We start from the raw sequence: 18,953 nt of genomic DNA, 5'->3' as shown, positions 1-18,953 counted from the left end.
CCGAGGGCTGACGCGGGATTCCCCGACCTAGGACTCCCTGCGACCTTCCAAATAGGTCGTGTGCGTCTGCTGACGGCGGGCCTCCACATCGTGGAGGCCCGCCGTCACGCGTTCCGCCTCCTCGAACAGCACCGACAGCTGCCGCTCCAGGTGCCGCTCCGGTGATTCCCCGCCCGGCGTCAGCCGGGTCCACCAGCGGGTCCGGTTGTACGTGTCCACGCACTCCGGCACGTCCAGCCGGATCGCCCGCGACAGCGTGTGCACCGCCTCCGGCTCCGTGGCCAGCACGTCCGCCACCCAGCCCGGATCGAGCAGCGCCGCGTACAGGTCCAGCAGCTCGCTCAGCTTGCCCTCGGCGGCCGGCGGCAGCTCCACCTCCGCCACGTACTCCCGCAGCCGGCCCAGGTCCTCCCGTACGACGCCCAACTGCTCCGCCGGATCAGGGAAGTACGGGGTGTCCGCCCGCTCCGGCGGAGCGATCAGCGCGCCCGCCGCGTACAGGCCCGCGACCACCGCCGGCCAGTACGCACCCGCCGCCCCGGCCAGCGTCAGCCCCAGCCCGAGCAGCCCGCCGGCGCTGCCCGCCAGGTTCTTGCGCGACTCCAGGTACCCGAGCACCCTGGACCCGGCCCCCGCGCCCCCGGACGCCCTACTGGTAGCCACGGATCTCCTCGAAGGCCCCGTCCAGCGAACCGTTCCCGTCGGTGGCGTCGAAGAGACGGCCGCCGGTCAGCTCCGTGATGTGCGTGAGCTCCTTGCGGTCCGAGTCCCCGAACAGCACCGCGAAGACCGGAGTGTGCTTCTGCCCTTCCGGCAGCCCCGCGTAGAAGGAATCGAAGTCCTGCACCTTGTCCCCGCTCTGCCCGTCCGTCATGAGCACGATCGAGGTGAACGCATCGGCGTTCCCCTGCCCCAGGTGCTGGTACGCGGCCTTCAGACTCCCGTACACGGCCGTGCCCCCCTCCGGTCGGAGGGACCCCACGTCACCCCGGATCGCCTCCAGGGCCGGCCCGGGATTCCCCGGTTCGACGACGTGCGTCAGCACCTGCTTCACCTTGTCACCGAAGGGCAGCAGAGTCACCTCCTCGCGGTCCCTGAACCGCTCGCCCGTCCCCGAACTCCCGCTCCCCGTAAGGTCGGTGAGCGCCGACTTCAGCCGGCCGATCCGATCCTGCTCCGCCATCGAACCCGAGGTGTCCAGCACGTACACCGTGCGCGACGGCCGGCGCAGCTCGTTCTCGTACGAGGCCAGCAGACCGTCCGCCACCGACCGCGAGCCCGGGAACGGAAGCTCGCGCCGCCGCTCCCCGTCCAGCCCGGCCGCCGGGGCCACCCCGGCAGCCACCGGCCGCCGGAAGGTCTTCTCCGTGATGGCCTTCTGCGCGGCGTCACCGCGCAGGTACTCCGTCAGCAGCCGGCCCGACTCGCGCGCACCGGCCGGGGCCGAGGTCAGCAGCGTCAGCGGATAGTGCGCCGTCACCACCCCGTCCTTCGGCCGGATCACCGTCAGCGGCTCCTTCGCCCGGTCGTTCATCGACAGCAGCACCGACTCGTAGTTGACCAGCGCGTCCACGTCGCCGCGCTTCGCGTACGCCGTCACCAGCCAGCCCGAGGAACCCGAGGTCAGCTTCTGCCCCTTGAAGAACTCCCGCAGCCGCGGCTGCGCCGTGCGCACGTCGGCGTCGGTCAGCGCCGACTGTGCGCCCGACAGGCCCGAGGCCACCGACACCAGTGCGGAGAAACCGGAGTTGGAGTGCACCGGGTCCGTCATCCCGTACGTCAGCTTCCCGGCGGCGACGGCCTCCTCGACCGCCGACCAGGTCACCTCCTGCGGCTTCCAGCCCAGCCGGGCCAGCGCCTGCGGCTTCACCCCGACGGCCACCGGCGAGGACATCACCGGCGTCTCGTTGGCCAGCTTCGACGCCGCTTCCGGGCGCAGCCGCAGGTAGTCGTTGGACGACAGCCAGATCGCGTCGTACCGGCCGTCGGCCTTGCCCGAGGCCACCTGCTCCGCCGCGTCCAGCGTTCCCGACCAGGTGAAGTCGACCGAGACTCCGGTCGCGGCCTTCGCCGCCTTCAGCACCGGCTCCATGTCGGTGAGCTCACTGGAGGCCAGCACCCGCAGCCTGCCCTCCTTGTACTCCTGCTGCTTGGGCCCGCCGCCCGAGGATCCCGAGGATCCCGAGGATCCCGACGCCCCCGAACCGCCGGAAGCCGCCGACGGGCCGTCGGAGGTGCAGCCGGCGGCCCCCAGCAGGGTCGCGGCCAGGGCCACGGCCGCCATCAGCCGCGCGCGCGTGCGCGCCGTACGCGGGCTCATCGCTCCCCGCCTTCCAGCGCGCCCGCGGTCCGCGTCCGGGCCAGGTGGGCCGAGGCCGACCGCAGCTCGCCCGTCAGGGACTCCACCGTGGCCGCCATGTTCTCCGTGGCCTGCACCTTGAAGGAGTCGATCGCGTCGAGGGTCTCGTAGATCTGCGCGAACGCCGTCCGCAGCGTCTCCGCCCCCACCGCCGGGTCCGCCGCGATCCGCTGGATCTCCCCGCTCTGGGTGGCCAGCATCTGCGCGTTCCCCCGGATCAGCTCCTCCGTGGTCCCCTTCAGCGCGTTGACCTGCTCGACCACCTTGCGCTGGTGGTCCAGCGCCGAGGCCAGCATCACCGCGATCCGCAGCGCCGACACCGTGGTCGTCGCGGCCCGGTCGACGCCCTTGATCAGCTCGTCGTTGTTGCGGCGCACCACGTCCATCGCCAGATAGCCCTGGGCGCAGACCGCCAGCTGCGTCAGCAGGTCCTGGTGCTTCTGCCGCACCGGGAACAGCACGTCCGCGCGCATCGCGTCCGCCGCCTGCGGATCCGTCCGCTCCGCCTCGGCGATCCGCTGCCCGACGGCGCCGTCCAGCGCCTCCGTGAGCACCGCGTACTCCTGGAGCCGGCCCATGGTCTCCCACAGGCGGGCCCGTTCGGTGTGCAGGGCGGCGTTGTCGCGGCGCAGCTCGTCCTGACCGCCGCGCAGCGCGCCGACGATCCGGTTGAGGGTGGCCTGCGAGGAGGCGTACCGGGCCACGTGGTCGCGCAGCCGGTTCCCGCCGGGCAGCTTCGCGAGCAGCCGGCGCGCCCCCTTGGCGGGCGCGTCCCGCGGATCGAGGTCCTCGACGGTGCGCCGCAGCTCGACGAGCGAGCCGGCGACCCGGTCCTGCGCGTCGCCGCCCCCGGTGCCCAGCGAGCGCACGGCCCGGTCCAGCATCCGGTTCGACTGCTGGGAGGCCTCGCGCATGTCGGACGACCCCAGCGCGGCGATCTCGCCGATCCGGGTGGCGAACTCGGGCGAGCGGACGTCGATCCCGGCGAGCTGTCCCACGTACTCCCCGGCCCGGCGGTTCATCTCCTCCCGTACCCCGTCCTCCAGCGGGACCAGCCCGGAGGCCTGCTCCCGGCGGACGGGGGCGACGGGCTCCGGTGCGGTGAGGATGAGCGGGGCGTCCTCGGGCGGTGTCGGTGTCATGGCGTGTCCCCCTGCCCCTTGGCGCGTGCGGCCAGCGCCATCAGGACCTTGACGGTCGGTGCGCCGACCTGGCGGATCCCGGTCAGCCCGGGATTGAGGTAGCCCGGGTACGGCGCGGTGGCGGCGGTGAACTCGGCGACGCCCTCCTGCGGGCGGAAGCCGTGGCGTACGGCCAGCTCGCGCAGCTTCGGATCGGTGGCGAGGAGGGTGCCGAGCTCCCTGGCCTTCTCGCTGATCGGTACGAAGGTGTGCGGGGAGTTGACGGTGGTGTCCGGGTACAGCACGACCATGTCGGCGGCCTCCCCGGTGGCCTGCTTCTGGATCAGGAGCGAGGCCACCTGGGACTCGTAGGCGAGGATCAGCGGTTCGCCGCTGCCGCTGATGAACGCCCGGAAGGGGTCGTCGGTGCTGGGCTCCAGCGCCCCCTGGACCGAGATCAGCTTGCGGAGCAGGGGAGCGGTACGGGCGATGCCGGCGTCGTCGGAGACGACGGTGCCGCTGTTGGCGACGTTGGAGGTGGCGGCGATGAACAGGGCGCCGGAGTTGGAGGTGGCGGGGTCGGTGGTCTTGATGAAGACCCGTCCGGCCAGCTCGGTGAAGGCGTTCGCCCCCGTCAGCTGCTGCCAGTTGCGGTCCTCCTCGGCGGCCTTGAGGTAGGGCCCCATCAGCAGGGTGCCGGAGTTCTTCCCCGACATCCTCACGAGCCCGTTGTCGGCGAGCACCTTGGCCGCGTTGGCGCGGGCGATCACGACGAGCGGGGAGAAGAAGGGCTTGGTGGTCTGTGCGCCCTTGACCCCGGCGGCGGTCTCGATCTCCTGCGCCGGCTCACTGCTGCTGGGGAAGGCGAAGTCGTACTCCTTGAGGGCGAGCTGGTCCATGGCCCAGGAACCCGATGTTTCGGTCTTCACGGTGTAGCCCTTGGCCGCGAGGGCCTTGGTGACGTCGGGGTCGCGGAAGAACTCGGACTTCTCCGACCCGATGACGCCGCGCACGCTCTTCGTTGGCGTGTGGTCTGGCCCTTGGCCCCCGATGACGATGACGGCGATCACGCCGCCGATCAGGAGGACCGCCAGAGCGATTCCCAGGATGCGTCTCACGGGTGCAGCGTGCTCGCGGAAACCCACATTCCGCGGCGCGTCCGGTGAACGCCGGGTGGCCAGGCGGTCCCACTTCGAAATGCTGTGTGGGCCCGTGGGTGCTGGTGGGCCGGGCGGGGGCCGAGGAGGATCGTGCCATGGGCGTGAGCGCGTTGAAGTGGCAGGGCTGGCTCGTCGGCCTGGTGGGAGTGGCGGGCCTGCTGGTGTTCGCCCCCCTGGGCCTCTACGTATGGGCCAGCGGCGGCGACGGCCCCGCGGCGACCCCGCCCCCGCCGGACGTACGGGTCACCGCCTGCCGCGTCGACCCGGCGAGCCGGCGCGTGGTGGCGGCGGTGGAGGCGCGGGGCACGGGCTCGTACGTGGTCACCGTCGAGTTCCGCGACCGCGAACCCCCCGCCCCCGGCGCCCGCACGGCCCGCGCCCTGATCGCCGTGCCGGGCCTCACCCCGGCCGCCCCGGCCCAGGCGGAGGCCATCGGCCCGGTCTGGCCCCCGTCCACGACCCCCTGGTGCGGCATCGCCGGCGCGGCGTCGGCGCCCCCGCCCCGCTGAGCCGCGGGCGGGCCGGATCGTGTTCCTCCCCTTGCCCCGTGATTGCTATCGTCTCGGGGTCGTTGAGGGAGACCAGGGGGAAACATGTCGGACCCGTTGCAGCAGCCGGCCTCGCCACCGCCCGTACCGCCGGCGGCCGTACCGCCGGCTCCCGCGGGACCTTCCCGGGCCAAGCTCTGGGCGGCCGGGGCCGCCGTGGTGAGCGCCATCGCAGGTGTGGCGAGCGCCATCGCCGCCTTCTCCAACAACTCGCCCTCCCCTGCGGCCGTTCCACCCCCCACCGCGGTCACCCTCCCGGCTCCGCAGGCCGCTTCGACTCCGGGTGCGGGTGCGGGTGCGGGATCGAGTGCGGGTACGGGCACCGGCACGGGTGCGGCCCCGGCCTCCGTCCGCTGGTCGGGCAAGATCGTCCTCGGCCTGGAAGGGGTCGACCTGACCCAGAACCCGCCCCGGAGGGGCGACGGCTCCACTTTCGGCTACCGCCCGGCGGCCGCCCGCAGCGGGTCCAGCTCGATGACGGTCAAGGGCACCGCCGCCCTCTGGACGGACGCCTCGGCGCCGACACCGCAGGGCTGCCGGGACCTCCTGGCCACGCAGTCCCGCTCCGAGGTCGTCGTGGCCGAGGGCGACAGCGTCTGCCTGGTGAACGAGAAGTCTCCGATCGCCGTCCTGAAGGTCACCGCGACCCATTACGACGACGGCACCTACGGGCTGATCGAAGGCGAACTGACGACCTGGAACCTCCGCGGGACCGGCTGAACCGACCGGCCGGCGGCCCGGGCGACGAGCACCGAAACGACGGGCCCGCACCGCGCGTGTGCGCGGTGCGGGCCCGTCGTAGGTTCGTGGCACCCGGTCCGGAGCCTCCGCGGCCCCGGACCGGGGCCGTCAGTGGGCGCCGGCCAGGTCGACGGAGTCGAGGGCGGCGGCGTGCGCGTCCATGCGCTCGGCGGCGAGGATCGCGGCGGCGGTGTCGGCGCGGGACGCGGCGACGAGGAGGGCGCGGGCGGCGAGGTCGTGGGCGCGGCGGTGCAGCGCCGCCGGGTCCTCGTCCGAGCGTCCCGCGGCGCGGGCCGGGCGGACCCCGCGCAGCCGGGTCACCTGGGCGGCGATCTGCTCGGCGGCCTCGTCGAGCCCGAGCTCGTCGGTCAGGGTGAGCAGGGCCGACAGGTGCCCGGCGAGCTGGATGTCCAGCTCCTCGCCGCGGCTGCGGCGCGGGTAGTCGGATGCGCCGTGGTGGCCGCCCTCGCGATGGTGGACGACCGGCTTCGTGCGGATCGGCTCGTACATGAGGAGGCCTCCTGCTGGGTCAGGAGACCATCCTACATTGGAACCGGTCTAAAGTTGAGTTGAATCCTGGTGGAGTGCGACTGGAACGGCCCCCGGGTGGGGTTCCGCCGGGTGCGCCCCGCCTGCTCAGGGCTGGCTGTAGCCGTCCAGGAAGTTGCCGATCCGGGTGACCGCGTCCGCGAGGTCCTTCGCGTTGGGCAGCGTCACGATGCGGAAGTGATCGGGCTCGGGCCAGTTGAAGCCCGTGCCGTGCACGACCATGATCTTCTCGGCGCGCAGCAGGTCGAGGACCATCTGCCGGTCGTCCTTGATCTTGTAGACCGACGGGTCGAGCCGCGGGAAGGCGTAGAGCGCACCCTTCGGCTTCACGCAGGTGACGCCCGGGATCTGGGTGAGCAGGTCGTACGCGACGTTGCGCTGCTCCAGGATCCGGCCGCCCGGCAGCACCAGGTCCTCGATCGACTGCCGGCCGCCGAGCGCGGTGGCGACGGCGTGCTGCGAGGGCATGTTCGCGCACAGGCGCATGTTGGCGAGGATCGTCAGGCCCTCGATGTACGAGGCGGCCTGCTTCTTCGGGCCGCAGACGGCCATCCAGCCGGCCCGGTAGCCCGCGACGCGGTAGTTCTTCGACAGCCCGTTGAAGGTCAGCGTCAGCAGGTCGGGGGCGATCGCGGCGGTGTTGGTGTGGGTGGTGCCGTCGTACAGGATCCGGTCGTAGATCTCGTCGGAGCAGACGACCAGGTTGTGGCGGCGCGCGATGTCCGTCAGCCCGCGGAGCATCTCGTCGTCGTAGACGGCGCCGGTCGGGTTGTTCGGGTTGATGATCACGATGGCACGGGTGCGGTCGGTGATCTTGCGCTCGATGTCGGCGAGGTCGGGCATCCAGTCGGACTGCTCGTCGCAGCGGTAGTGCACGGCGGTACCGCCGGCCAGGCTGACGGAGGCGGTCCACAGCGGGTAGTCCGGTGCCGGGACCAGCACCTCGTCGCCGTCGTCGAGCAGCGCCTGCATCGACATCTGGATCAGCTCGGAGACGCCGTTGCCGAGGTAGATGTCCTCGACGTCCAGCTCGATGCCCTTGGTCTGGTAGTGCTGCATGACCGCGCGGCGCGCCGACAGCAGCCCCTTCGCGTCCCCGTAGCCGTGGGCGTTGCCCAGGTTGCGGAGCATGTCCTCAAGGATCTCCGGCGGGCACTCGAAGCCGAAGGCCGCGGGGTTGCCGGTGTTGAGCTTGAGGATGCGATGACCTGCAGCTTCGAGCCGCATCGCCTCTTCGAGGACGGGGCCGCGGATCTCGTAGCAGACATTGGCGAGTTTCGTTGACTGGATCACCTGCATGACGGGAGCTTACGGGCCCCGGGGACCGGCCGCCTGGTCATTTCGGCTGAACATGGTGGATGAAATGCCCCGTTTCGCGCGATGGGTGGGTGGCAACCCCGTCCACCCTTTGAAACGGCGGCCCGCCGCCACCGTGACCTGCGGAATGAGTGGGTGCCGGGTCGGGGCGGGGGGGTGTTGCGCTCGTCACTTGGGGGGTGGGGGGTGGGGGGTGGGGGGTGTTGGGCGGGGTCGGGGGTGGGCGGTGGGCGGTGCACCCTTGGTCGGGATCGGGGGAGGGCTGGGGGCGTCCCGCCAGTCCACTGTCCTTCCGTGTCGGGCCGGTCCCTCAAGGGCGCTCCTTCGTCGCGTCGCTTCGCGATGGCCTTCGGCCACCCTTGACCGACCGTCCCGCCACGGAATGCCAAAGACTGTCGGGAAGCCCCCAGGGAAACGGCCGGGAGGAAACCGAGCGGATGGGGGTGTCTCAGAGACGTCCACGCCGTCCCCGTCTGGGTGGACCCGAGATGCGGGCCCACTTTCATCGGATTCCGGGCCGGGGGCGGCCAGACCGCCCGACACGGCGACGAGAGCGTCCGGCGGACGCCCTGCGCATCGGATCGCTACGCGCTTCACTCGGCTTGGCGTCCGGCGGCCGTCTGGGGCTGGACATAGGCATCAACTAGCTTGGTTTCCACCATGAACCTGTTGCCTGCGGATCCGACGGTGTTGCACCCGTTTCCCGATCAGCCGCGCGTGGTGCTGCTCAAGCCGCTCGTGACGTCCGCGCTGATCGAGGTCGGGGAGTACTCGTACTACGACGATCCGGACGATCCGACCGCCTTCGAGACCCGCAACGTGCTCTACCACTACGGGCCGGAGAAGCTGGTGATCGGGAAGTTCTGCGCCCTCGGCACCGGGGTCCGGTTCATCATGAACGGCGCCAACCACCGGATGGACGGGCCCTCGACCTTCCCGTTCCCCATCATGGGCGGGTCCTGGGCCGCGCACTTCGACCTGCTCACCGGGCTGCCCGGCCGGGGGGACACCGTGGTCGGCAACGACGTCTGGTTCGGGTACGACACGACGGTGATGCCCGGGGTGCGCATCGGTCACGGGGCGGTCATCGGTTCGGGGGCCGTCGTCGTCGACGACGTTCCCGACTACGGCATCGTCGGCGGGAACCCGGCGCGCCTCATCCGCACGCGCCACGACGAGGCCGACGTCGCCCGCCTGCTGGGGGTGGCCTGGTGGGACTGGCCGGTCGAGCACATCACCGCGCACGTCCGCGTCATCATGTCCGGCACCGTCGACGAGCTGGAAGCGGTCGCACCGCGCTGAATCAGCTGTTGGTGTTGAGGAAGCCGATGACGACGGAGCCCCACCAGCACGCCTGCGACACGAGGGCGGTCGCGCCGCCCCAGAGCAGGAGCCGGCCGCCGACCGGCTGGGACGCCTCCTCCATGCGACGGCCCAGCAGGCCCGCCTGGAGCCCGTTGAGGGTGAGTGCGGCGACCAGCCCGAGCTTCGTGAGGGTCAGCGGGGAGTGCACGTCGGGGTGCAGCATCATGCCGCTCGCCACGAGCCCCCCGAGGCCGGCCCAGATGGGCACGTGCAGCCGCGCGGTCGCGCCGATCACCTCGGCGAGGGTGCAGCGCCCGGTGGCCCAGAGGAGCCCGTAGTAGTCGGCCGACAGGACCGCTCCGAAGCCGAGCACGAGGGAGGCGAGGTGCGCGAAGAGCACGGCGGAATGCAGCGTCTCGTCGGTCTGCACGTGGAGCGAGAACCACAGGCCGCCCGCCAGCACGACCATCGCGCACAGCGCTCCCGCCGCCACCGTCCACCAGGAATCGAACAGGCGGACAGGGCGTGCGGGAAGTCTGACGGCAGGGGACGACATGAGCGGACTCCGGAAAAAAAGCCACGGCACCAGCTGCCGCGTGAGGCAAGGTAAGGCTTACCTAAAGGCTCTTCTCCGTCAATCCGCGTCCACCACCCAAGACCGTGAGGCCCACCACACGGGGCGCTCCGCTCTGGGCGAAGGGGCCTGCACCGGACCCGCGGGCCGTGGTCCAGTGGGCCGATGGAGATCTTGGTACTGGGTGGAACGGCATGGGTGGGCCGCGAGATCTCGCGGCAGGCATACGGGCGGGGGCACCAGGTGACCTGCCTGGCCCGCGGGGAGAGCGGCGGGGTGGCCGAGGGCGCGCGCCTGGTGGCCGCCGACCGGCGCGACCCCACGGCGTACGAGGCCCTGGCGGGCCGCGACTGGGACGCGGTGGTGGAAGTGTCCTGGCAGCCCGGCTTCGTGCGCGACGCGCTGGCGGCCCTCGGCGGCCGCGCCCGGCACTGGTCGTACGTGTCGTCGGTCAGCGCGTACGCCGATCACGGGCGGCCGGGCGCGGACGAGTCGACCACGCTGCTTCCGGCGGCCGAGGAGGCCGAGGTCGGCCGTGAGCTGTACGGGGAGGCGAAGGTGGCCTGCGAGGAGGCCTCCACGACCGCGGTGGGGGACCGGCTGCTGATCGCGCGGGCCGGGCTGATCGGCGGTCCCGGCGACGGGAGCGGCCGCACCGGCTACTGGGTGGCCCGCGCCGCCCGCGACCCGCTGGCGCCCCTCCTGGTCCCGGACTCCCCGGACCTCCTGACGCAGGCGATCGACGCCCGGGACCTCGCGGCCTGGCTGCTGGACTGCGCCGAGAACGGCACGACCGGCACCTACGACGCGGTGGGCCCGGTCGTCCCCTTCGCCGAGTGGGTCGCCCTGTCCCGGGAAGTGGGCGGGCATACCGGTCCGGTCGTGCAGGCCGACCCCGACTGGCTGCTCGCGCAGGGCGTGGAGCGGTTCATGGGGCCGGAATCACTGGCCATGTGGATGCCCGACCGGGAATGGGCCGGCTTCGGAGCCCGCAGCGGAGCAGCAGCGATCGCGGCCGGCCTCCACCACCGCCCCCGGGCCGACCTGCTGAAGGACACCCTGCGCTGGGAGCGGGAAGCAGGCCTGACCCGGCCGCGCCGAGCGGGCCTGAGCGCCGCCCGCGAACGCGCCCTCCTGAACTCCCTCACTCCGTAAGCCTCCAGCCCGCCATTCCCAGCCCCAGACGGCCGCCGGACGCCAAGCCGAGTGAAGCGCGTAGCGATCTGACGCGCAGGGCGTCCGCCGGACGCTCTCGTCGCCGTGTCGGGCGGTCTGGCCGCCCCCGGCCCTCCCCCGATCCCGACCAAGGGTGCACCGCCCACCGCCCACCGGGGGACGACCACCCGGCTGCATCCGAGGCCCGGCGACCCGGGGGTGGGGGACAGTTCCGTCAGTCGGGCCGATGCTGTGGCCGGCGCAAGCGCCGGTTGGCGGCCGCTGGAGGACCGGGTCCCCGGCGTCGGGGTGTCCTCCACGCCCACCGAGGCCGTCGTGGGCCGCTGGGGCGAACTCAACGTCTTCGCCTGCGCGTCGGACCCCCGCCACCCGCACCGCTGGAGCATCCAGTGAGGCTGTCGGTGCCACCGCCTAGCGTGGAGGCATGAAGCCGCTCAGGATCATCGCCGGAGATGCCACGAGTCCGCAGGCCAAAGGTCCGAAGCTGATCGCCCACGTCTGCAACGACATCGGGGGCTGGGGCAAGGGCTTCGTGGTCGCCGTGTCGCGGCGGTGGCCGGAGCCGGAGGCCGAGTTCCGGGCCTGGCACCGGGGCAGGAGCGGGAACGACTTCGGGCTCGGGGCCGTGCAGGTGGTGCGGGTACGGCCCGACGTGTGGGTGGCCAACATGGTCGGCCAGCGCGGGATCCGGACCGGCAGCGGCGGGCCGCCGATCCGGTACGACGCCGTCGCGCGCTGCCTCGCGGCCCTGGCCGACCACGCCGTCGAGTTGGGGGCCGGCGTCCACATGCCCCGGATAGGCTGCGGGCTCGCCGGCGGCAAGTGGTCCCGTATCGAACCGCTGATCAGCGACAACCTGTGCGCCAAGGACGTGGAGGTGACGGTCTACGACCGGAGTTGAGCCCCGCACCGGTACCCCCGTGGCAGCATCGGGGTCATGCGCTACCGATACGCCGTCGAAGCCGACGCGCCCGCCCTCGCCGGGCTGTTCGCCGCCAACCACCACGACGCCCTGACCGAGGAGCAGCGGGCCGGCCAGGGCTTCGTGCAGGGGGCCTTCGGGGCCGAGACCCTGCGCGGGATGGCCCGGGACCGGGAGCTGTTGGTCGCCGATGCCGGGCAGGGGCGGATCGCCGGCCTGCTCGCGCTGTCGGTGGCCCGGGACATGGGCGATCCGCCGGCCGCGGTACTCGGACTGCTGCACGCGCAGGACGGCCTCGACTGGCAGGGCCGCCCGCTCGGCGGGGTCCCGTGGCTGCTGTACGGGCCGGTCGTGGTCGACGCCGCGTTCCGTGGACACGGGGTGGCCCGGGGGCTGTTCGGGACGGCGCTCGACGCGGCGGTGGGGCGGGCCGAGCTGCTGGTGGCCTTCATCGAAGCCGGGAACGCCCCTTCGTGGAAGGTGCACGTCGATGCCTTCGGGATGACCCCGCTCGGGGAGTACGTCGTCGCGGGCCGGACCTACACGGCGGTGGCGGTCGCGGTGCCGGCCGCTCCGTAGGGCGGAGCGCGCTCGGGGCGGCCGACGCGGCTACCGCCGCTCCAGCGGCTACCGCGGCTCGTGCGCCGCCTGACGGCAGGCGCCGTTCGCGGCGCCGCCGGCGACGCCGGCCGCGGTCAGCCCGTTCACGCATCCCGCCAGGTCGTTGACCACGCCACGGGCGCACGCGGCCCTGACGGCGTCGGTGACCGTGACGCCGGACATCTCGACCGTGCTCGTGCAGGCCGGGATGTCCGCGTGCGCGGTGGGGGCGGCCAGGGCGGCGCCGCCGAGGCTGAGGGTGAGGCCGGTGAGGACGGCGGCGATACGGGTCGACGTGCGCATGGGAGGCACCTGCTCTCCGGAATCGCGCGGCCGGGGAACCGGGTGTCCCGGATCCGCGGAGGAAGGTCGGGAACGGGCGGATGCGAGGGTTCCCCCGCGCGCTCCCTCGCGCTCCCTTCCCCCCTTCGACGCTAGAACAGCTCCCCGCCACACGCACCCGCGCTCACCGCGCGGACGTCCAGCCCTGGTCGCGGAGCCTCTCGAAGCCGTCGAGGAGGAGGTCCAGCGCGAACTCGAACTCGAACTGGTCGTCGCAGCCGCCGCCGACGACGGAGTCCCCGTCGTGCGACGCGGCCGCCAGCTCCGCGATGTACGGGTAGCGCTCCGCGAGCCCCGGGTCCGGCGGGCCGGACGCCGCCACGGAATCCGCCGACCCCGCAGGATCCGCCGACTCCCCCGACCCCCCCGACCCCGGCGTGGCGAACAGTTCCTGGCTGAAGCCCAGCAGCCGGCTGCCCATCGCGTGCATGACGTGGTGCGTGAGGTCGGCGGAGAGGCCGCCCTCCCGGAAGATCCCCGCCGTCGAGTCCAGGTACTCCAGCACCGCCGGGGTCGGCCCGGTCCGTGACTCGATGACCCGGGCCGCCCAGGGGTGGCGCAGCAGGACCCGCCGGGCCGAGAGGATCCGGGCGCGGACCACGTGCCGCCAGTCGGGGCCCGCGCCCGGCGGGTCGATCTCGCCGACGACGGCGTCGGTCATGCCGTCGAGCAACTCCTCCTTGTTGGCCACGTGCTTGTAGAGCGCCATCGGCACGACGTCGAGCTCCTGCGCGAGCCTGCGCATGCTGAGCGCGTCGATGCCGGTGGTGTCGGCCAGCGCGACGGCGGCCCGCAGGACGCGCTCCCTGTTCAGGGGCGTCCGTTGCGTGGATCGCTGCGTGGCGCGCTGCGTGGCTTCCTGCCGTGTCATTCCAGGCCCCTTCCCTCGTTCGGCCTTGACGAGTGTACGCCGTACACCTATGGTCAGCGACAGGTGTACGGCGTACACCCATCAACAGGTGTACGGCGTACACCGGGGAAGGGGAATCGATGAGGGGTCCGGACCGGAGAACCGCGGTGGCCGCCGGGGTGCTGTTCCTGCTGACCGAGGTCGCCGCGATCGCGGGGGCCGTGCTGTACCGCCCGCTGCTGGGCGCGGCGGAGGGCCGGCTCGCGCCGGGCGCCGACACGAGGGCGCTGCTCGGGGCCCTGTGCGAGCTCGTCCTGGTGGCGGCGGTGACCGGTACCGGGGCGGCGCTGTTCCCCGTGCTGCGGCGGCGCGGCGAGGGGATGGCGCTGGGGTACGTCTGCGGGAGGCTGCTGGAGGCGGCCCTCATCGCCGTCGGGATCGTCGCCGTGCTGGGGCTCGTCACCCTGCGGCGGGTGTCCGCGGGCGCGGCGGGCGGCGCGGCCGACGCCGCGTTGGTGGCCGTCCACGACTGGACGTTCCTGCTCGGGCCGAACATCGCCCTCGGGGCGAACACCGTCCTGCTCGCCTGGCTGGCCTACCGGGCGCGGCTCGTGCCCCGCCCGCTCGCCCTGCTCGGGCTGGTCGGGGGGCCGCTGATCTGCGCTTCGGCCGTCGCCGTGATGTTCGGGCTCTACGCGCAGCTCTCGGTGCCCGGCTCCCTCGCCGCGCTCCCGGTGTTCGCCTGGGAGCTGGGGTTCGCCGGATGGCTGATCGCCAGGGGGTTCGGACCCCACGAACAGTCCGCCGCGGACGGCCGAAGGGGTGATCGTGCCGGACACGCCGGATCGGCGGTCCGTGCAGGATCGATTCGCCCCGCGCGGGCCTCCTAGGGTCGGCCCCGCAGTCCCACTTGATCATCTTCGAGAAGGGATCACTCCCCGCATGAAGCTCCGCAACGCCGTCGCCGCCACCCTCGGCGCCCTCGCGCTCACGCTGTCGATGTCCGGCTCGGCCTTCGCCGCCGAAGGCGAGTTCCACTACACGTACAAGGAGGAGGACGGGCAGGTGCGCGAGGGCGCCCTCAGCAACCCGGCCAACGACACGTGCGTCAACCTCTTCGGCGCCGGCGCCGACGAGATCCCGGCCGGCTACGGTCCGCAGAACTCCACCGACTCCTACGTGATCCTCTACCTCGGCGCCGACTGCAACGAGGACAGCCCCACGGAGGTCCTGAAGCCCGAGGGCCAGCGCGCCACGGACGACATGAAGGTCCGCTCGGTGAAGTTCACCACCGAGCGCCCCAGCCTCCGCCTCATGCCTCGATGATCACCAGCGGGACCTCCCGCGGCCGGGACGCCTCCCGGTAGTCGTCGAACGGCGGCCACAGGGCCGTCATGGCCTCCCAGTACGTTTCCCGCTCCAGCGCCGTCGCCGTACGTGCCCGGGCCGGGAAGACGTCGGCGCCCACCTGGAGGCGGACCTCCGGGTGGGCGGTGAGGTTGCGGTACCAGGCCGGGTGGCGGGGGCCGCCCGAGCCGACGGCCACCACCAGGTGGCGGCCGGCGTCCCGCCCGTAGATCAGCGGCGTACGCACCGTACGGCCGGTCGCCCGGTCGAGGGTGGTGAGCAGCAGGGTGGGGACGCCGTGCCACAGGTGGCCGTCGGCACCCTCGCTCGCGACATACGTCCGGACGTGGTCCAGGCGCGGTCCGGGGTGCGGGTCCGTGGGGCGGTCCCAGTCGACGGTGACGACGACGCTGTTCATCTGACCTCCGTGGCGCGGCCCCCGGACGGCTAACGACCCCCGTCGGTTCTGGATGCGGCGCACCGCCCGCGCACCGGGCCCGGGCGGTCAGTCCGAGTCCGCCACCACCACGGCGGCCCGCTCGATCACGACGGGAACCAGCGGCACGTCTCCGTGCCCGCCCGCCCGGCCGGTGCGGACGGCGGCGATGGAGTCGACCACGTCCCGGCCGTCGCTGACCACGCCGAAGACCGCGTACCCGTACCCGGCGGGCGTCGGGGCCGTGTGGTCCAGGGCCGGGTTGTCGGCGGTGTTCACGAAGAACTGCGAGGTCGCCGAGTGCGGCACGCTGGTCCGGGCCATCGCCACCGCGTACCGGGTGTTCTTCAGCCCGTTGTCCGCCTCGTTGCGGACCGGCTCCCGGGTGGGCTTCTGGCGCATGTCGGCGGTGAAGCCGCCGCCCTGGTTCATGAAGCCGGGGATCACCCGGTGGAAGACGGTGCCGTCGTAGTGGCCGCTCTCCACGTAGCCGAGGAAGTTGGCCACCGATGCCGGGGCCTGCTCCTCGTGGAGGTCGATGACGATGGTGCCGAGGCTGGTGGTCAGCTTCACCTGTGGCATGGCGGTTCCGGTCCCTTCCGGCGCTGAAACGTGCCTGTCAGCTTCGCAGAGGGTCACCGGGGGACCACGGCCCGGGGTGCGGCCCCGGGCCGGACCGTCGGCAGGTGCTTCGAGCGGCCGCTAGGGCAGATAGCGCTCGATGACCTGCGGCCCCTCCTTCTCCATCAGTTGGCGCGCCTTCTCGACCCGCTCCGGTGTCACGTCCTGCCCGGTCGCCATCACCAGGTCCTCGGGGTCGTACGGTCGCTCCCCGCCCGTGAAGAGCCGGTCCGACCGGGTGGGCTGCTGGTCCGCTTCACTGTCCATCGGTACCTCCTCGTGCCCCCTCAGGCCCCCATACTCCGGCCCCGGCCCCATGAACGCACGTCGGGACGGGGACGCGGTGCCGGGCCCCGGACGAGGCCCCGGATCAGGCGGCGGCGGTGAGGGTGGCCAGGGCGCCGAGGGCGGTCAGCAGTCCGCAGATCCACAGGTTGACCACCCGGTGCTCCCAGAACACCGCGACGAACTCGCGCAGCGTCGCGCTGGGCAGGAAGTACCGCGCCGTCGGCGAGCCCAGCACCTGTCCGTTGACCCCGGCCTTGCGGGCCATCATCGCGGCGCGGAAGGCGTGGAAGTTGTTGGTGACGACCACGCACCGGTAGCCCGGGTCGGCCGCCTCCATGATCTGCCGGGAGAACAGCATGTTCTCCTCGGTGGTGGTGGACCGGTCCTCCAGCACGATGTGCTCCGCCGGAACCCCCTCGGCGATCAGCCAGTCCGCCATCGCCCGCGCCTCGGCGACCTTCTCGTCGGTGCCCTTGCCGCCCGAGGGGAGCAGCACCGGCGGGCGGCTGCCCCGGGCGATCTGGGCCGCGTAGATCTCCTGGCCCTTGCGCAGGCGCGAGGCCAGCAGGGGCGGCACCCGCTCGCCGCCGATCAGGCCGGAGCCCAGCATGACCACGTGGTCGACGTCGCCGCGCACCTTGATGCGGCCGTAGAGGAAGGCGTAGCCGAAGAAGCACACGAAGATGAAGGAGACGTAGCCGACGACCAGGGTGAGGGTCGCCGCGATGCCGGCGAGGGTCTTGGAGCCGGTCCAGGCGACCGCGACCAGCAGGGCGATCATCGCGAAGATCCCGAGTCCCGCCAGCAGGGACAGCAGGTTGGCCGGCCGGCCGCCCTCCTTGCGGACCATGGTCACGCCGTTGCGGACGAGGAAGACGCCGAGGGCCACCACGCCGACCGCGGGCACGAAGAAGACGAGCGCGAACAGGGTCAGCGCGGCCCACGGCGGCAGCGCCGTCAGCTGCAGGAGCATCACGAACGAGAGGGAGACGAAGGTCAGTCCGAGCAGGACCGCGTTGCGGAAGCGGCGGCGGTCCTTCCAGGCGCTGACGCAGAAGACGAGGAAGAGGAGGGCGGGGAGGACGAAGGCGGCGACCATGGCGTTCATCGTATGGGCCGACGGTGAACGGGAGTCCGGCGCACGGAGCGGCCCGCCAGGACGTCCGTGCGGCGCCCGTCGCGGATGACGGGAAGGCCGCCGATCAGTACGTGCGGGATGCCGTGCGGCAGTGCGCGCGGTGCCTCGAAGGTGGATCCGGCCGCGACCGTCTCCGGGTCGAAGAGAACAAGGTCGGCCCGGAACCCCTCGCGCACCAGGCCCCGGTCGGGCAGGCGCAGCCGTGCCGCGGGGCGGCCGGAGAGGTGGGCGACGCATTCCTCCAGGGAGAGCACGCCGAGTTCGCGGACGTAGCGGCCGAGGTAGTGCGGGAAGGTGCCGTACGCGCGGGGGTGGGGCTTGGCGCCGTGCAGGATGCCGTCGGAGCCGCCGGTGTGGGCCCGGTGGCGCATGATCGCGCGGACGTTGTCCTCGTGGCCGACGTGCTGCAGGACGGTCGGCCCGAGCCCGTCCGCCAGCAGCAGCCGCCGGGCGGTGTCCCAGCCGTCGAGGCGGGTGCCGACGTGGCCGGCGAGGGCGGCCGAGGCGGTGCCGGACACCTCGATCGCCGACCAGTCCACCGGCACCCCGTGACAGCCGTCGGCGCCCTCCACCTCCAGGGCGTGGCGGATCCGCTCGGCGGTGGCGTCGTCGCGCAGCCGGGCCAGGACCGCCTCGGGGCCGCCCTCGTTGGCCCAGCTCGGCAGCAGGGCGACCAGGGTGGTGCAGCCGGGGGTGTACGGGTAGCTGTCGAGCGTGAGGTCGGCGCCCCCGGCGAGGGCGGTGTCGAGGAGGTCCAGCAGTTCGCCGGCCCGGCCCTCGTTCTCGGCGAAGTTCATGGTGGCGTGGGCGAGGTGGAGGGCGCAGCCGGCCTCGCGGGTCAGGTCGAGCATCTCGGCGTAGGCGTCGAGGGCGCCGCGGCCGTACGAGCGGTGGTGCGGGCAGTAGTAGCCACCGTAGCGGGCCACGACCCGGCACAGTTCGGTGAGTTCGGACCCGGAGGCGTACATGCCGGGGGTGTAGGTGAGCCCCGAGGACAGACCGACGGCGCCCTGCTCCAGGCCCTCGGCGACGAGGGAGCGCATCCGGTCGAGTTCGGCGGGGGTGGCGGGACGGTCGTCCCAGCCGAGGGCGTACGCGCGGACGGTGCCCTGGGGGACGAGGTAGGCGGCGTTGACGGCGATGCCCCGTCCGTCGAAGCCGTGGTCGAGGCGGTCGAGGTAGCCGCCGACGGTGCGCCAGTCGAAGTCGACGTCCTCGCCGGTGCCGTTCCAGCCGGCGATGGCGGTGCGCACCCCGGTGAGGGTCCGCTCGTCGGCGGGGGCGTACGAGAGCCCGTCCTGGCCCAGGACTTCGAGGGTGACGCCCTGGGCGGCCTTCGCGCTGTGGTCGGGGTCGCGCAGCAGCGCGAGGTCGCTGTGGGCGTGCATGTCGACGAACCCGGGGGCCAGGACCAGCCCCCGGGCGTCGAGCGTGCGCCGTCCGCCGCCCGGGACCTTGCCGATCGCGGCGATGCGGCCCTCGTGCACGGCGACGTCGGCGGTGTAGGAGGGTCCGCCGGTGCCGTCGGCGACGCGGGCGCCGCGGATGACGAGGTCCAC

The 18,953-nt window shown here is 72.8% G+C and carries 23 protein-coding genes; 9 read left to right on the top strand and 14 right to left on the bottom strand.

Annotation, left to right across the window (positions count from 1 at the left end):
* Nucleotides 1–27: 27 nt before the first annotated feature.
* The 4 genes from SLAV_RS14565 to SLAV_RS14550 are packed head-to-tail and all read right to left on the bottom strand — an operon-like array spanning nucleotide 28 to nucleotide 4,598.
* The gene (locus SLAV_RS14565; protein WP_208754735.1) at nucleotides 28–663 is read right to left on the bottom strand and encodes a hypothetical protein; all 636 of its coding nucleotides are present in this window, start codon (nucleotides 661–663) and stop codon (nucleotides 28–30) included.
* Nucleotides 650–2,320: a substrate-binding and vWA domain-containing protein gene (locus tag SLAV_RS14560; RefSeq protein ID WP_234333980.1), complete on the bottom strand. Its 1,671-nt coding sequence runs from the start codon at nucleotides 2,318–2,320 to the stop codon at nucleotides 650–652. The genes SLAV_RS14565 and SLAV_RS14560 overlap by 14 nt, the downstream gene beginning before the upstream one ends.
* Nucleotides 2,317–3,501: a toxic anion resistance protein gene (locus SLAV_RS14555; protein ID WP_030241826.1), complete on the bottom strand. Its 1,185-nt coding sequence runs from the start codon at nucleotides 3,499–3,501 to the stop codon at nucleotides 2,317–2,319. The genes SLAV_RS14560 and SLAV_RS14555 overlap by 4 nt, the downstream gene beginning before the upstream one ends.
* Complete coding sequence (locus SLAV_RS14550) at nucleotides 3,498–4,598, bottom strand: substrate-binding domain-containing protein (RefSeq protein WP_030241825.1); 1,101 nt, start codon at nucleotides 4,596–4,598, stop codon at nucleotides 3,498–3,500. The genes SLAV_RS14555 and SLAV_RS14550 overlap by 4 nt, the downstream gene beginning before the upstream one ends.
* A gap of 143 nt (nucleotides 4,599–4,741) precedes the next feature.
* Here SLAV_RS14550 and SLAV_RS14545 point away from each other — a divergent pair, with 143 nt between their 5' ends.
* Together SLAV_RS14545 and SLAV_RS14540 are read left to right on the top strand one after the other, a co-directional pair.
* Nucleotides 4,742–5,149, top strand: a complete 408-nt coding sequence (locus tag SLAV_RS14545; protein ID WP_158741032.1) for a hypothetical protein — start codon at nucleotides 4,742–4,744, stop codon at nucleotides 5,147–5,149.
* Nucleotides 5,150–5,233: 84 nt separating this feature from the next.
* Nucleotides 5,234–5,908, top strand: coding sequence for a hypothetical protein (locus SLAV_RS14540; protein WP_030241820.1), 675 nt, complete (start codon nucleotides 5,234–5,236; stop codon nucleotides 5,906–5,908).
* A 129-nt stretch (nucleotides 5,909–6,037) separates the two neighbouring features.
* On the opposite strand, the gene SLAV_RS14535 is transcribed toward SLAV_RS14540, so the two are convergent.
* Entirely contained in the window at nucleotides 6,038–6,439 is a 402-nt protein-coding gene (locus SLAV_RS14535) for an SCO4983 family protein (RefSeq protein WP_030241817.1), read from the bottom strand.
* Nucleotides 6,440–6,565: 126 nt separating this feature from the next.
* Complete coding sequence (locus SLAV_RS14530; protein WP_030241814.1) at nucleotides 6,566–7,777, bottom strand: pyridoxal phosphate-dependent aminotransferase; 1,212 nt, start codon at nucleotides 7,775–7,777, stop codon at nucleotides 6,566–6,568.
* A 678-nt stretch (nucleotides 7,778–8,455) separates the two neighbouring features.
* On the opposite strand from SLAV_RS14530, the gene SLAV_RS14525 reads away from it, so the two are divergent.
* Complete coding sequence (locus SLAV_RS14525) at nucleotides 8,456–9,097, top strand: CatB-related O-acetyltransferase (protein WP_030226368.1); 642 nt, start codon at nucleotides 8,456–8,458, stop codon at nucleotides 9,095–9,097.
* Between the two features lies 1 nt (nucleotide 9,098).
* Here SLAV_RS14525 and SLAV_RS14520 read toward each other — a convergent pair whose 3' ends face one another.
* Nucleotides 9,099–9,656 carry a hypothetical protein gene (locus SLAV_RS14520; RefSeq protein ID WP_199922126.1) on the bottom strand — a complete coding sequence of 186 codons (558 nt, stop codon included), beginning with the start codon at nucleotides 9,654–9,656 and terminating at the stop codon, nucleotides 9,099–9,101.
* A gap of 183 nt (nucleotides 9,657–9,839) precedes the next feature.
* Here SLAV_RS14520 and SLAV_RS14515 point away from each other — a divergent pair, with 183 nt between their 5' ends.
* The 4 genes from SLAV_RS14515 (at nucleotide 9,840) to SLAV_RS14505 (ending at nucleotide 12,351) form a co-directional block, all read left to right on the top strand.
* Nucleotides 9,840–10,829, top strand: a complete 990-nt coding sequence (locus SLAV_RS14515; RefSeq protein WP_030226363.1) for an NAD-dependent epimerase/dehydratase family protein — start codon at nucleotides 9,840–9,842, stop codon at nucleotides 10,827–10,829.
* Between the two features lie 252 nt (nucleotides 10,830–11,081).
* The gene (locus SLAV_RS41015; protein WP_158740471.1) at nucleotides 11,082–11,243 is read left to right on the top strand and encodes a hypothetical protein; all 162 of its coding nucleotides are present in this window, start codon (nucleotides 11,082–11,084) and stop codon (nucleotides 11,241–11,243) included.
* Nucleotides 11,244–11,274: 31 nt separating this feature from the next.
* Nucleotides 11,275–11,751, top strand: coding sequence for a macro domain-containing protein (locus SLAV_RS41525; protein ID WP_030226360.1), 477 nt, complete (start codon nucleotides 11,275–11,277; stop codon nucleotides 11,749–11,751).
* A gap of 36 nt (nucleotides 11,752–11,787) precedes the next feature.
* Complete coding sequence (locus SLAV_RS14505) at nucleotides 11,788–12,351, top strand: GNAT family N-acetyltransferase (RefSeq protein ID WP_030226359.1); 564 nt, start codon at nucleotides 11,788–11,790, stop codon at nucleotides 12,349–12,351.
* A 48-nt stretch (nucleotides 12,352–12,399) separates the two neighbouring features.
* Here SLAV_RS14505 and SLAV_RS14500 read toward each other — a convergent pair whose 3' ends face one another.
* Both SLAV_RS14500 and SLAV_RS14495 read right to left on the bottom strand, forming a co-directional pair.
* Nucleotides 12,400–12,675: a hypothetical protein gene (locus SLAV_RS14500; RefSeq protein WP_030226357.1), complete on the bottom strand. Its 276-nt coding sequence runs from the start codon at nucleotides 12,673–12,675 to the stop codon at nucleotides 12,400–12,402.
* Nucleotides 12,676–12,838: 163 nt separating this feature from the next.
* Complete coding sequence (locus tag SLAV_RS14495; RefSeq protein ID WP_030226354.1) at nucleotides 12,839–13,585, bottom strand: TetR/AcrR family transcriptional regulator; 747 nt, start codon at nucleotides 13,583–13,585, stop codon at nucleotides 12,839–12,841.
* 119 nt (nucleotides 13,586–13,704) lie between these two features.
* Here SLAV_RS14495 and SLAV_RS14490 point away from each other — a divergent pair, with 119 nt between their 5' ends.
* Nucleotides 13,705–14,454, top strand: a complete 750-nt coding sequence (locus tag SLAV_RS14490) for a DUF4386 domain-containing protein (RefSeq protein WP_030226351.1) — start codon at nucleotides 13,705–13,707, stop codon at nucleotides 14,452–14,454.
* 52 nt (nucleotides 14,455–14,506) lie between these two features.
* Complete coding sequence (locus SLAV_RS14485; RefSeq protein ID WP_030226350.1) at nucleotides 14,507–14,890, top strand: hypothetical protein; 384 nt, start codon at nucleotides 14,507–14,509, stop codon at nucleotides 14,888–14,890.
* Here the strand turns inward: SLAV_RS14485 and SLAV_RS14480 are convergent.
* The 5 genes from SLAV_RS14480 to SLAV_RS14460 form a co-directional block, all read right to left on the bottom strand.
* Complete coding sequence (locus tag SLAV_RS14480) at nucleotides 14,877–15,329, bottom strand: nitroreductase/quinone reductase family protein (RefSeq protein ID WP_100660883.1); 453 nt, start codon at nucleotides 15,327–15,329, stop codon at nucleotides 14,877–14,879. The genes SLAV_RS14485 and SLAV_RS14480 overlap by 14 nt on opposite strands.
* Before the next feature lie 87 nt (nucleotides 15,330–15,416).
* Entirely contained in the window at nucleotides 15,417–15,929 is a 513-nt protein-coding gene (locus tag SLAV_RS14475; RefSeq protein ID WP_030226346.1) for a peptidylprolyl isomerase, read from the bottom strand.
* A gap of 120 nt (nucleotides 15,930–16,049) precedes the next feature.
* Complete coding sequence (locus SLAV_RS14470) at nucleotides 16,050–16,235, bottom strand: hypothetical protein (RefSeq protein WP_030226344.1); 186 nt, start codon at nucleotides 16,233–16,235, stop codon at nucleotides 16,050–16,052.
* 103 nt (nucleotides 16,236–16,338) lie between these two features.
* The gene (locus tag SLAV_RS14465; protein ID WP_030226342.1) at nucleotides 16,339–17,364 is read right to left on the bottom strand and encodes a YdcF family protein; all 1,026 of its coding nucleotides are present in this window, start codon (nucleotides 17,362–17,364) and stop codon (nucleotides 16,339–16,341) included.
* Complete coding sequence (locus tag SLAV_RS14460; RefSeq protein WP_030226339.1) at nucleotides 17,361–18,953, bottom strand: N-acyl-D-amino-acid deacylase family protein; 1,593 nt, start codon at nucleotides 18,951–18,953, stop codon at nucleotides 17,361–17,363. The genes SLAV_RS14465 and SLAV_RS14460 overlap by 4 nt, the downstream gene beginning before the upstream one ends.

Source organism: Streptomyces lavendulae subsp. lavendulae (assembly GCF_002803845.1).
GTDB lineage: Bacteria > Actinomycetota > Actinomycetes > Streptomycetales > Streptomycetaceae > Streptomyces > Streptomyces lavendulae.
This window is presented reverse-complemented; position numbering and strand designations above follow the sequence as displayed.

What these genes read in the sequence shown, in the direction of transcription:
- SLAV_RS41525 (WP_030226360.1), top strand. Translation starts at nt 11,275, where the DNA reads ATGAAGCCGCTCAGGATCATCGCCGGAGATGCCACGAGTCCGCAGGCC.
- SLAV_RS14560 (WP_234333980.1), bottom strand. Translation starts at nt 2,320, where the DNA reads ATGAGCCCGCGTACGGCGCGCACGCGCGCGCGGCTGATGGCGGCCGTG.
- SLAV_RS14475 (WP_030226346.1), bottom strand. Translation starts at nt 15,929, where the DNA reads ATGCCACAGGTGAAGCTGACCACCAGCCTCGGCACCATCGTCATCGAC.
- SLAV_RS14555 (WP_030241826.1), bottom strand. Translation starts at nt 3,501, where the DNA reads ATGACACCGACACCGCCCGAGGACGCCCCGCTCATCCTCACCGCACCG.
- SLAV_RS14525 (WP_030226368.1), top strand. Translation starts at nt 8,456, where the DNA reads ATGAACCTGTTGCCTGCGGATCCGACGGTGTTGCACCCGTTTCCCGAT.
- SLAV_RS14465 (WP_030226342.1), bottom strand. Translation starts at nt 17,364, where the DNA reads ATGAACGCCATGGTCGCCGCCTTCGTCCTCCCCGCCCTCCTCTTCCTC.
- SLAV_RS14485 (WP_030226350.1), top strand. Translation starts at nt 14,507, where the DNA reads ATGAAGCTCCGCAACGCCGTCGCCGCCACCCTCGGCGCCCTCGCGCTC.
- SLAV_RS14535 (WP_030241817.1), bottom strand. Translation starts at nt 6,439, where the DNA reads ATGTACGAGCCGATCCGCACGAAGCCGGTCGTCCACCATCGCGAGGGC.
- SLAV_RS14470 (WP_030226344.1), bottom strand. Translation starts at nt 16,235, where the DNA reads ATGGACAGTGAAGCGGACCAGCAGCCCACCCGGTCGGACCGGCTCTTC.
- SLAV_RS14480 (WP_100660883.1), bottom strand. Translation starts at nt 15,329, where the DNA reads ATGAACAGCGTCGTCGTCACCGTCGACTGGGACCGCCCCACGGACCCG.
- SLAV_RS14540 (WP_030241820.1), top strand. Translation starts at nt 5,234, where the DNA reads ATGTCGGACCCGTTGCAGCAGCCGGCCTCGCCACCGCCCGTACCGCCG.
- SLAV_RS14495 (WP_030226354.1), bottom strand. Translation starts at nt 13,585, where the DNA reads ATGACACGGCAGGAAGCCACGCAGCGCGCCACGCAGCGATCCACGCAA.
- SLAV_RS14515 (WP_030226363.1), top strand. Translation starts at nt 9,840, where the DNA reads ATGGAGATCTTGGTACTGGGTGGAACGGCATGGGTGGGCCGCGAGATC.
- SLAV_RS14505 (WP_030226359.1), top strand. Translation starts at nt 11,788, where the DNA reads ATGCGCTACCGATACGCCGTCGAAGCCGACGCGCCCGCCCTCGCCGGG.
- SLAV_RS14520 (WP_199922126.1), bottom strand. Translation starts at nt 9,656, where the DNA reads ATGTCGTCCCCTGCCGTCAGACTTCCCGCACGCCCTGTCCGCCTGTTC.
- SLAV_RS14490 (WP_030226351.1), top strand. Translation starts at nt 13,705, where the DNA reads ATGAGGGGTCCGGACCGGAGAACCGCGGTGGCCGCCGGGGTGCTGTTC.
- SLAV_RS14530 (WP_030241814.1), bottom strand. Translation starts at nt 7,777, where the DNA reads ATGCAGGTGATCCAGTCAACGAAACTCGCCAATGTCTGCTACGAGATC.
- SLAV_RS14500 (WP_030226357.1), bottom strand. Translation starts at nt 12,675, where the DNA reads ATGCGCACGTCGACCCGTATCGCCGCCGTCCTCACCGGCCTCACCCTC.